Raw genomic sequence first — 10934 nt, forward strand, 5'->3', positions numbered from 1 at the left:
GGGGGGTCAAAACTTTGCGGTCGCTCTGAGCGTGCCCCCCGACCCCCCTCTCCTGCTACTCCCAGAGGTCCCGGCGTGGGGCCACCTGAACCACACGGTTCGGGGCCCTTCCGCTTGGGCGGAGTCCTGCCGCCCCCTGCGCCCCCGCGCTGGGGCGCAGGGGGTCATGCGCCGGGCGTGCGCCGGGGTCAGGCGCCGGGTGTGTACCCCTGCGCGACGGACGAGGCCTCGGCCTCACGGACGACCTTCATCCCGCCCACCGCGTTCTTGTCGGGCTGCAGGATGACGCTCTCCTTCGACGAGGCCGCCTTCGGGTCGGTGAAGTCCTGGGGGATGCCGAAGCCGGGGTCGAACCCCTTGATCGTCAGCAGGGCCTTGTCGACGCCCTCGCGGGTGAGGTCCTTGGCCGCGCAGGCCTTCTTCAGCGCCTCGCCGAACGCCGACGCGGCCGTCCAGCCCGCCACCACGCCGTTGTCCAGGGAGTCCTTCGGATAGGCGGCCTTGTAGTCCGCGACCAGCTTCTTCGCCTTCGGGGTGTCCGCGCCGATCGGCAGCGAGGGGTTCGCGACGTAGTAGTTCGCCTCCAGGGCCGGGGCCGCCGCGGTGGCCAGGAGCTGCGGGGCGAACGCCGAGTTGTTGCCGATCACCGGCACGTCGAACTTGACGGCCGCCGCGACCCCGACGAGCGAGGCCGCCTGCCGCGGGCCCGCGCTGATCACGACGGCCTTCACCCCGGCCTTCTTCAGCGCGACGACCTGGCCGGTCATGTCGTTGTCCGTCGGCTTGATCTTCTGCTCGACGACCTTGAGCCCCGCCTGCTTCGCCATGTACCGGGAGCCGGTCAGGGCGTTCTCGCCGTAGTCGCCCTCGAAGTAGACATGGCCGATGCTGTCGCCCTTCTTCAGCCCCTTCTCCTTCATCAGGAAGTCGATCGCGTTGATCGTCTCGATGTCGTACGTGGAGCCGATGGGCCGGATGTACGGGCTGCCCAGCAAGGTGGCCGACCAGGCCTGCGGCAGGACCAGTGCCTTGTCCTGGCCGTCGATGCGCTGCTTGACGGCCGCGACGAACGGCGAGCCGATGAACTGGGTGAAGCCCAGCACCTTCGGCGCCAGCTCCGTGTAGCCGGAGACGGCCTTCTGCGGGTCGTAGCCGTGGTCGCGGACCGTCAGCGCCAGCTTGTAGCCGCAGACGCCGCCGGCGGCGTTGGTCTGCTTCACATAGAGCTGCTGGGCCTGGGTGACGCTCTTGCCGAGCGTCGCGTAGACGCCGCTCATGTCGGTGAGCACGCCGAGGCTGATCGTCTTCCCGGAGATCCCCTCGCCGGTCTTCACCCCGCCGGCCGCCCCCTCTCCGTCGTCGCCGTCCTTGGCCTTGGAGCTGCATCCGGCCAGCACGAGCAGGGCGGCCAGCGCCCCGGCGGCCAGCCTCGCGGTGTGTGTCGTTCTCATCGTTCCTCCCCTTCAGTGGCCCCGGGACGGGGTGTGACGCGAAGCCGGGCGGCCAATCTGACCAGGCCGCCCGGAAGAAAGAGCACCACCGCCACGACGGCGGCGCCGTACAGGTACCGGGCCGCCTCGCCCGGCGCGATCCCTCCCGTTCCCGGGTCGGAGACCAGGGGAAGGGTGTCGCTGTAGCGGGTCAGCACCTGGGGCAGCAGCGAGACGAACACGGCCCCGGCCACCGCTCCCCCCACCGAACCGAGCCCGCCGATGACGATCATGGCGAGGTAGTCGAGAGAGAGGGTGATCCCGAAGTAGTCGGGCACCGTGCGCTGGAAGACCAGGGCGAGCAGCACCCCGGCCAGGCCCGCGTACATCGAGGACAGGACGAAGACACCGGCGCGGTAGCGGGCCACGGGCACGCCGAGCACCCCGGCGGCGATCCGGTGGTCGCGGATCGCGTTCATCGCCCGGCCGGGCCGGCCGCGCAGCACCCCGCGGGCGAACAGCCCGCAGCCGAGGAGCAGCAGCAGCCCCACGTACCAGAGTTTCTCGGCCGAGCCGAAGGGCACGTGCGCGACGACCAGCTCGCGGTCGTCGAAGGTGAGACCGAACAGGCTGAGCGGCGGTACGTCACGGCCGTTGAAGCCGCCCGTCAGATCCCTGGCGTTGAACAGGACGTGCTGTCCGATGAAGATCAGGGCGAGGGTGGCGATGCCGAGGTAGGCGCCGCGCAGCCGTCCCGCGATCGGGCTGAAGATGCCTCCGGCGATCCCGGAGACGGCCACGGCGAGGACGGCGGCGAGCCAGGCGGGCAGGCCGAGCCCCGTCAGCCCGTCGCCCCCGTCGGCGGCGAACACGCAGTAGCCGTACGCGCCGACCGCGAGGAAGAACGCGTGCCCCATGGAGAGCTGCCCGGTCGCGCCGGTCAGGAGGTTCAGGCCGATGGCGCCGATCGCGGCGGCCATCGCGAACAGTCCGGCCTGCAGCCAGAAGCGGTCTACGTAGAAGGGCAGCGCGAGCAGCAGGACGGCGCCCGCGGCCCCGCCGGCGGTCCGGGCCGCGGGCAGCCGGACCGTGCGCCGTCGGGCTGGGCGGGGTGCGCTGCCCGCCTCGTCGTGGGTGAGGACCTCAGACACGGGCGAGCTCCTTCGTGCCGAACAGCCCGGCGGGCCGGATGAGCAGGATCACGACCATCACCAGGTAGGGCGCGAGGTCGCCGAGGCCGCGCCCGAGGAAGGTGAGGTCGCTCTGGTAGCCGGTGGCCAGGGACTCGGTGACGCCGACGAGGAGTCCGCCGACCAGCGCGCCGGTCGTCGAGTCGAGGCCGCCGAGGATCGCCGCGGGGAAGGCCTTGAGCGCGGCGAGCGAGGTGGCCCGTTCCAGCCCGGGAGTCGGGAAGACGGTCAGGAACAGCGCGGCGACGGCCGCGAGGCCGCCGGCCACCGCCCAGGCTCCCAGCGACACCCGGCCCAGCCGGACACCCATCAGGGCCGCGGTCTCCGGGCTCTCGGCCGCGGCGCGCGTGGCCACGCCCCAGGACGTGTACCGGAAGGCCAGCAGGAAGGCCGTGATGAGCAGGGACGCGGTGACGAAGGCCGCGATCCGGGTGTGGGCGACGGAGACGGGGCCGACGGTGAGGACGGCGTCGCCCCAGGGGTCGCCGAGCGCCAGGACGTCCGTGCCGATCCGGCGGGAGAGTTCGGTGGTGAGCAGGATGTCGACGCCGATGGTGACGATCGCGAGGACGCTCTGGTCGGAGCCCCGGTAGCGGCGTATGACCAGGAACTCGACGGCGGCGCCGACGACCGCGGCGCCCGCGACCCCGGCGAGCAGGGCGGGCCAGAAGCCGATGTCGTCGTGGAGGGTCGCGGTGACGTAGCCGCCCGCCAGCAGCAGGGAGGCGTGCGCGAAGTTGACGACCTCGGTGGCCCTGAAGATGACGACGAAGCCGAGGGCGATGAGGGCGTAGACGGAGCCCATGGACAGGCCGTTGAGCAGGAGTTCGACGAAGGTGCTCATGACGCGGTCTCCTCTGGCTCGGCGCGCTCGCCCAGGTAGGCCCGCACCACCGCCGGGTCGTTCTGTACGTCCGCGGGGGCGCCGTCGGCGATCCGGCGCCCGAAGTCGAGTACGGTCACGGCGTCCGCGAGCCGCATCACCACCCCCATGTCGTGTTCCACGAGCACGATCGAGATGCCGAGGCTGTCGCGGACCCCCGCGATGACCGCGGCGGTACGGCGCCGTTCGTCGGCGGTCATCCCGGCGACGGGTTCGTCCAGGAGCAGGACCCGGGGTTCCATGCACAGCGCCCGGGCGAGCTCGGCGAGCTTCTGCTGTCCGTACGGGAGCGAGCCGGCGGGCCGGCCGAGCTGCCGCTCCAGGCCCACGAACGCGGCGATCTCACGGACGCGTTCGCGGTGGCGCCGGTCCTCGCGGGCCGCCGAGGGCAGCCGCAGACCGGCGGCGAGGAATCCGGCGCGGGTCAGCCGGTGCCGGCCGAGCAGCAGACAGTCCTCGACGGTGGCGTGCGGGGGCAGGGCGAGGTTCTGGAAGATCCGGGCCACGCCGAGTGCGGCGATCTCGTGGGGCGGCAGGCCGGTGAGCTCGTGCTCCCCGAGACGGACGCTTCCCGCGGTGGGCCGGCAGACACCGGACAGCACGTTGAAGCAGGTGGACTTCCCGGCGCCGTTCGGTCCGATGAGGGCGTGCACGGTGCCCGGTCGCACGGTGAATCCCACCGCGTCGAGCGCGGTCAGCCCGGCGAAGCGGACGGTCACGTCCCGGACGTCGAGCGAGGGAATGTCCGGGGGCACGGCAGCCGTCTGAACGGCCTTGCGGGACACGGCTGTCGGAGCGTCCGCACGGGCCGCGGTGGTCGCCGGGCCGTCCGTACAGGCGGGGGCCGCCGGAGCGGCCGGGCGGGCCGCCGTGCCGTCGTGTTCTTCCACGGTGGGTTCACCCCTTCCAGCGGGACAGGGACGGAAGGCCGTCGGACGGGGCCGCGCCGTCGGCCGCGGCGTCCTCGTCGACCACGCCGAGGTAGCGGCGGCGCACCTCGTCGGAGGCGGCGAGTTCGTCCGCGGGACCGGACAAGGTGACCTCGCCGACCTCCAGGACATGGGCGGTCGAGGCGAGCCGCAGGGCGAGGGCGGCGTTCTGTTCCACGAGCAGGACGGAGGTGCCCTGCTCGTTGATCTCCCGCACGGTGTCGGCGATCCGGGCGGCCATCAACGGGGCCAGCCCGAGGGAGGGTTCGTCGAGCAGCAGCACCTTCGGGGCGCCCATGAGCGCCCGGCCGACCGCGAGCATCTGCTGCTCCCCGCCGGACAGCAGTCCCGCCCGCTGACCGGCGCGGTCGGCGAGGACGGGGAACAGCTCGTGCACCCGTCGCAGGGCGCGCGCTCGGCCTACACGGCCACCGGTGCCGCCGAGGGCTCCGGCGCGCAGATTGTCCGCGACCGTCATGCGGCTGAACACCCGTCGCCCTTCGGGGACTTGGGACACGCCGGCGGCGACCACCCGGTCCGGCGGCAGCCGGTCGAGCGGGCGTCCGCCCAGTGTGACCGTGCCGCCGGTGACCGCGCCTCCGTGGAAGGAGAGGGTCCGGCACACCGCCCGCAGCAGCGTCGACTTGCCCGCGCCGTTGCCGCCGAGGACCGTCACCACGGCCGCCTCGGGCACCTCCAGCGACACATGACGCAGGGCGCGTACGGGGCCGTATCCGACCGACAGATCCCGCACGTGCAGAGCGGAACCGCCCATGGCATCTCCCTTGTCCTCGCTCGGTGTGGCGCTCACCTCAGCACCGGCGGGCACCCCCGTCCACGGGCTGCGGCCGAAACGCGGCGGGAGCCCACCGGTGGCGCCCGCCCGTTGTGCACGCGCACAACACCGCGTGTCAGGGGCCTGTGCGACCCCGGGTCCCGGTGGCATCCTCCGGCCATGGGAGGGCGCAGACCGCGGACCGGTCATGACTGGAAGCTGCTCGCGGAGTCGTGCACGGCTCTGCTGGAACGGCTGCCCGAGCTCGTCGACGAGCACATCAGGCAGCTCACCGAGTACTCCCCCGTCTACGGACAGGTGCTGCCGTACGACCAGCAGTGGCGGGAGGCGGAGACCGCGATGCGCATCGGCATCAAGGCGATCTCCGCGCCGCGGGACTCACCGCGCCGCGATCTGGAGCACGCCGAGGAGGCGGGCCGCAGGCGGGCCCAGCAGGGGCTGCCGCTCGAACTCCTCGTGCACGCCTACCGTGCCGCCGGCTATCTGGTGTGGGACGCGCTGATGGAGAGCGCGGCGAGCCGTGAGCCCGAGCGGCTCGCGGTGCTCATGCGGTGCGCCACGATGGTGTGGTCGGCGGTGGACGCGCAGGCCGCGACCGCTTCGGAGTCCTACCTCGCCACGGAACGGGAGCTGCGGCGGCGCACGGACGAGCAGTTGCAGGCCCTGCTCGACGCGCTGCTGGAGGGTCATCAGGCCCCGGGGCTCGCGGCCCGGGCGGCGGCCGGTCTCGATCTGCCCGAGCACGGACCGTACGCCGTCGTCGTGCTGCGGACGGAACGCCACGACGGACGGGACGTCTGCGTCCGGCCGGTGGTGGGCGCGGGGCTGCGGTTCATCTGGCGGATGCGGGCCGACTGCGAGATCGCGGTGGTGGCGCTGGACTCCGGACAGGGCCTGGACGGGGTGGCCCGGGTGCTGGACGGGCGGCGGTCGGGCCCGGGCGGCATCTCTCCCGTGGTGTCGGGTCTGGGCGAGCTGGGGCGGGCCCGGCGATGGGCCGAACTGGCGCTGCGCACCTGTCCGCCGGACGCGACCGGCGTCGTACGCCTCGATCAGCGGATGCCGACGGCGCTCGTCGTGAGCCAGCCGGAGCTGGCGGGCCGGCTGGTGTCGGACGTGTTCGGCACGTTGCTGGAGCTCGAACCCGGGGACCGTGCCGTGCTGATCGAGACGCTGGACATGTGGCTGGCCTGCGAGGGGTCCGCGGGGCGCGCGGCGGGACGGCTGTACTGCCACCGGAACACCGTCTTCAACCGCCTGCGCCGGCTGGAACAGCTCACCTCGCGCTCACTGGCCCGCCCCCGCGACCTGATCGAGATGACGCTGGCCCTGGACGCCTACCGGCTGGCGGGCGCGACGGCGGTCGCGGGGCCGGGACGGTGAGCCGGGAGCGCCCGGCCACCGGCCCGCGGGGCCTCGGAGCCGAGGGGCCGGTGGCCAGGTTCGGGTCCGAGGAGCCGGTGGCCGGAGCCGGGGCCGAAGAGTCGGCGGCCGGGGCCGAGGCCGAATGGCCGGCGGCCGGGGCCGAGGAACCGGTGGCCGGGGCCGAAGGGCTGGCGGCCGAGGCCGAGGAACCGGTGGTCAGGACGCCGGGCCGGTGGCACCGGCCCGGCGTGCGAGCGGCCCTCAGAGCAGGAAGTCCCGCCCGATGTTCTCCGCCACCCGCTCCAGGATCGGTCCGGCGTCGGAGAGACACCGCGCGATGTCGGGCTCGGCCTCGGTCAGGGGGTACGCCCGCCGGATGCCGGCCCTGCCGAGCGCCTCGGGCGGGAGCGCGAGGCGGCCGCAGACCGCGACGACCTCCTTGCCCGCTGCCCGGGCGGCCGCCGCGACCCCGGCCGGTGCCTTGCCGTGCAGCGTCTGTTCGTCCAGCGACCCCTCACCGGTGATCACCAGCGTGGCGCGCTCCAGCGCGGGCGCGAAGCCGAGCACGTCGAGCATCACCTCGATGCCGGGCCGGAAGCGGGCACCGAGGACCAGGGCCCCGTAGCCGACCCCTCCCGCGGCACCGGCGCCGGGCGCGGTCGCGTACCCGGCGGCCTTCGGTCCGATCTCCTTCTCCAGGACGCCGGCGAAATGGGCGAGGGCGGTGTCGAGCACCGCCACGTCGTCGGGACCGGCGCCCTTCTGGGGACCGTAGACGGCGGGCGCGCCCTTCGGGCCGGTCAGCGGGTTGTCCACGTCGCTGGCGAGGACGAGGTCGACGCCGGTGAGCCGGCCGTCGAGGCCGGACAGATCGGCGCTCCGCACGTCGGCCAGAGCGGCGCCGCCGGGAGCCACCGGCTCGCCCTCCGCGTCGAGGAAGCGCGCGCCGAGCGCGGAGAGCATGCCCGCCCCGCCGTCCGTCGTCGCGCTGCCGCCCACGCCGAAGACGACGGTGTCGGCACCGGCGTCGAGGGCGGCGACCAGCAGTTCCCCCGTGCCGTAGGTCGAGGACGAGAGCGGCGCGAAGACGCCCTTGGGCAGCCGCTGGAGCCCGCTCGCCTCGGCCATCTCCACGACCGCGGTCCGCCCGCGCAGCGCGAACGCGGCGGTCACCTCGTGGCCCAGCGGTCCGGCGACACGCACCTCGCGGCGCTCGAATCCGGCCGCGACCGCCGCGTCGACGGTGCCGTCGCCGCCGTCGGCCACGGGCAGGGACTCGATCTCGGCGTGCGGCGCGACCCTGCGCAGTCCGGCCGTCACCCGCTCCGCGACCTGTACGGCCGTCAGTGATCCCTTGAACTTGTCCGCCGCGATGAGCACACGCGGGGTCCGATCCACAGCGGCGTCCGCCACCTTGCATTCCCCTTGCTTTTGGGCCTTGCACACGTCAAGGCAGTCGCGCCGCTGCGACCATAGCCGGAGCGGACCCTCGCCGTCATGCCCCTGCCCAGCCTGCGGGACCGCGCGGAATTGGGTAGACCGGAGCCATGACCCCTGTGGGCACCGACCTCGCCGACCGCGTCCTCGGGGGCTGGCTCGGCCGGATCGCGGGCAACATGCTCGGCAAGCCGGTCGAGCAGGGCGACCACTGGACGCGGGACCGGATCGACCGTTATCTGCGGCAGGCCGCGGCCCTGCCCCTGACCGACTATCTCCCCGGGCCCGCCGACGACGGCGACGGGGGCGAGTTCGAGCTGCGGCCCGAGTGGCGCGAGTGCGTGCGCGGCCGCATCCACGGCAGCTGCCGCGACGACGACGTGGACTACGCGATCCTCGGACTCGACCTGCTGGAGACATACGGCTTCTCGTTCAGCACCGAGCAGGTGGGTGACCTGTGGCTGACGCGGCTTCCGTATCTCCAGACGTTCACGGCGGAGCGCGCGGCCTACCGCAACCTCGCCCAGGGGCTGAGGCCGCCGGTGACCGCCACGTACGAGAATCCGTACCAGGAGTGGATCGGCGCGCTGATCCGCGCCGACGTCTACGGCTGGACCTCCCCGGGGATGCCGCTGCGCGCGGCCTCCCTGGCCCGTCGTGACGCCGTCCTGTCCCACACCGGCAACGGCGTGTACGGCGCGATGTGGGCGGCGGCGCTGATCTCCGCGGCCTTCACCGCACCCTCCGTCCGGGACGCGCTGGAGACCTCGCTCACCGTGATCCCCGCGAGCAGCCGCCTGTCCCGCACCGTACGCCGGGTGCTCGCGCTCCACGAGACGCGGATGTCCTGGGAGGACACGCTCATCGCCGTGTCCGAGGAGACCGCGGGGATGGGCTGGATCCACACGGTCCCGAACGCGGCCGTGCTGACCGCCGGGCTGCTGTACGGCGACGGCGACTTCACCCGCACCATCACGCTGACGGTCCGCGGCGGCCTGGACACCGACTCGAACGGCGCGACGGCGGGCTCCGTCGCGGGCGTCCTGTGCGGTGCGCGGGCGATTGGGCCGCAGTGGAAGGACCCACTGGAGGACACCGTCCGCAGCGCGGTGTTCGGCTTCGACGGGGTACGGATCACAGAGCTCGCGTCACGCACGGTCGCACTGGTCGAGGCCTGAGCGGGCTTCTCGTTACGCTTCCGGGGTGAGCATTTCGGACTACACCGCCTATATCGCAGGCCTGCCCCGTGTCCTCCTCGGGGCCGCCGCCCTCTTCCGCGACGCCGAAGGGCGGGTGCTGCTGGTCGAGCCGAACTACCGCGACGGCTGGACGCTTCCGGGCGGGACCGTGGAGTCGGACGACGGCGAGAGCCCGCGGCAGGGGGCGCGCCGCGAGACGGCCGAGGAGATCGGGCTCGACGTGGAACTCGGACGGCTGCTGGCGGTCGACTGGATCCTGGGACCGGAGCGCCCGCCGCTGGTGGCCTATCTGTACGACGGCGGGGTGCTGGACGACCGGGAGCTCAAGTCGATCCGGCTGCAGGAGGAGGAGCTGCTGTCCTGGCGGCTGGTGCCGCGCGAGGACGTGCCGAGTCATCTGTCGGGCGCCGCGGGCCGTCGCGTCCTCGCCGCACTCGACGTCCTGGCGGAGGGCTCGGGCACGGCGGAACTGGAGAACGGCCACCGGGTGGGCTGAGCACCAACCCGTGGACCGACGACGGCGAACGGGCGGTCCGACAACGGACCGACAACGGTCACCGGGCGAGCCGTCCAGGGGCTCTCGCACACCTCGGGGGCCGGGGGCCGGGCTCCCGGCCGCCGGCCGGTGTTCGCGAAGCGGTCTCAGCCGGGGTTCCTCGCCAGGGTTCGTCAGGGTCCTCGACGAGGGGCCTCGACCGGGCGTACGCGGGTCAGCCCAGGATCCGGGCCTTCTGCGCCTCGAACTCGGCGTCGGTCAGCACGCCCTGAGCCTTGAGGTCGCCCAGTTGCTTGAGCTGATCGATCTTGCTGGTCATCTCGTCGCCCGGCGCGGGGGGCGGAGGCGGCGGAGGCGGCGGAGCCTGCTGCTCCTGGTACTGCTGCTGTGGTTCCTGCTGCGCCCATCGCCCCTGCTGACGACGTGACACACGGTTCGAGACGGCGGTGGCCGTACCCGCCACCACGGCGGTGCGGGCGACCCCGCGGAGGAGACCTGGCACGGTGGTTTCCTTTCCGGCACACGGCATACGGAACGAGCGCCGAATTCATCTCGGCGCACCGGGCAGAACCATTGGAGCACCGAACCCATTTCCCCGCACTTCGATCTCGTCCCCGCCGGGCACGCTTTTCGATGATCTGCCGGTCCGTGATTCCCGTGGCAAGCTGAAAAATGGGCCACCGACCGTCGCCCGGTCAGTGGCGAGGTCTACGCGGGAGGAGCTCGCAATGGCTACGACGGGTACGCATCACCGACAGGAATCCGCCGGCGGTTCGGGGGCGTGGGTGTCCGGCTGGACCGCCTTCGCCGGAGTCATGATGGTCTTCGGAGGCGCGATGGCGATATTCCAGGGCATCGCCGCCATCGCCCAGGACGACGTGTTCGTCACCACCCGCAACTACGTCTACACCTTCAACCTCACGAGCTGGGGATGGATCCACCTCACCCTCGGCGTCCTGATCGTCCTCGCCGGCATCGCCGTGTTCCGCGGCATGCTGTGGGCCCGGATCGTCGGCATCACCCTGGCCGGACTGGCCATGGTCGCCAACTTCATGTGGCTGCCGTACTCCCCGGTGTGGGCCAGCGTGCTGATCGCCATCGACGCCTTCGTCATCTGGGCGCTGTGCGTCGGATCCGGCCGGGACGCCGCCCGTACCGCGTAGCCGCTCGCGACCTACCCGGAATCTCCGGCCGACGGCGGCCCCGCAC

The 10934-nt window shown here is 72.9% G+C and carries 11 protein-coding genes; 4 read left to right on the forward strand and 7 right to left on the reverse strand.

Features of this window, described 5'->3' with window-relative positions; all coding sequences use genetic code 11:
• Positions 1-188 precede the first annotated feature (188 nt).
• The 5 genes from ACFXGX_RS02415 to ACFXGX_RS02435 form a co-directional block, all read right to left on the reverse strand.
• Positions 189-1451 carry an ABC transporter substrate-binding protein gene (locus ACFXGX_RS02415; protein WP_384783786.1) on the reverse strand — a complete coding sequence of 421 codons (1263 nt, stop codon included), beginning with the start codon at positions 1449-1451 and terminating at the stop codon, positions 189-191.
• On the reverse strand, positions 1448-2581 hold the full coding sequence (locus tag ACFXGX_RS02420; RefSeq protein WP_384783788.1) for a branched-chain amino acid ABC transporter permease: 1134 nt from the start codon (positions 2579-2581) through the stop codon (positions 1448-1450). Before ACFXGX_RS02420 ends, ACFXGX_RS02415 begins: the two co-directional genes overlap by 4 nt.
• Positions 2574-3464 carry a branched-chain amino acid ABC transporter permease gene (locus ACFXGX_RS02425; protein WP_384783790.1) on the reverse strand — a complete coding sequence of 297 codons (891 nt, stop codon included), beginning with the start codon at positions 3462-3464 and terminating at the stop codon, positions 2574-2576. Before ACFXGX_RS02425 ends, ACFXGX_RS02420 begins: the two co-directional genes overlap by 8 nt.
• Positions 3461-4246 (reverse strand): ABC transporter ATP-binding protein, encoded by a 786-nt coding sequence (locus ACFXGX_RS02430; protein ID WP_384783828.1) that lies wholly within the window; start codon positions 4244-4246, stop codon positions 3461-3463. Before ACFXGX_RS02430 ends, ACFXGX_RS02425 begins: the two co-directional genes overlap by 4 nt.
• A 154-nt stretch (positions 4247-4400) precedes the next feature.
• The gene (locus ACFXGX_RS02435) at positions 4401-5207 is read right to left on the reverse strand and encodes an ABC transporter ATP-binding protein (RefSeq protein WP_384783830.1); all 807 of its coding nucleotides are present in this window, start codon (positions 5205-5207) and stop codon (positions 4401-4403) included.
• A 180-nt stretch (positions 5208-5387) separates the two neighbouring features.
• Here ACFXGX_RS02435 and ACFXGX_RS02440 point away from each other — a divergent pair, with 180 nt between their 5' ends.
• A complete protein-coding gene (locus ACFXGX_RS02440; protein ID WP_384783792.1) occupies positions 5388-6611 on the forward strand; it encodes a PucR family transcriptional regulator in 1224 nt (407 codons plus the stop codon).
• Between the two features lie 243 nt (positions 6612-6854).
• On the opposite strand, the gene ACFXGX_RS02445 is transcribed toward ACFXGX_RS02440, so the two are convergent.
• Positions 6855-7973, reverse strand: coding sequence for a glycerate kinase (locus ACFXGX_RS02445; protein ID WP_384783832.1), 1119 nt, complete (start codon positions 7971-7973; stop codon positions 6855-6857).
• Positions 7974-8140: 167 nt separating this feature from the next.
• On the opposite strand from ACFXGX_RS02445, the gene ACFXGX_RS02450 reads away from it, so the two are divergent.
• Positions 8141-9208: an ADP-ribosylglycohydrolase family protein gene (locus tag ACFXGX_RS02450; protein WP_384783794.1), complete on the forward strand. Its 1068-nt coding sequence runs from the start codon at positions 8141-8143 to the stop codon at positions 9206-9208.
• 25 nt (positions 9209-9233) lie between these two features.
• Entirely contained in the window at positions 9234-9725 is a 492-nt protein-coding gene (locus ACFXGX_RS02455) for an NUDIX domain-containing protein (protein WP_384783796.1), read from the forward strand.
• Positions 9726-9939: 214 nt separating this feature from the next.
• Here the strand turns inward: ACFXGX_RS02455 and ACFXGX_RS02460 are convergent, their stop codons facing one another.
• A complete protein-coding gene (locus ACFXGX_RS02460) occupies positions 9940-10227 on the reverse strand; it encodes an SHOCT domain-containing protein (RefSeq protein ID WP_384783798.1) in 288 nt (95 codons plus the stop codon).
• A 226-nt stretch (positions 10228-10453) separates the two neighbouring features.
• Here ACFXGX_RS02460 and ACFXGX_RS02465 point away from each other — a divergent pair, with 226 nt between their 5' ends.
• On the forward strand, positions 10454-10888 hold the full coding sequence (locus ACFXGX_RS02465) for a hypothetical protein (protein WP_384783800.1): 435 nt from the start codon (positions 10454-10456) through the stop codon (positions 10886-10888).
• Positions 10889-10934 lie beyond the last annotated feature (46 nt).

Origin of the sequence: Streptomyces sp. NPDC059371, from assembly GCF_042751995.1 — a bacterium.
Lineage (GTDB): Bacteria > Actinomycetota > Actinomycetes > Streptomycetales > Streptomycetaceae > Streptomyces.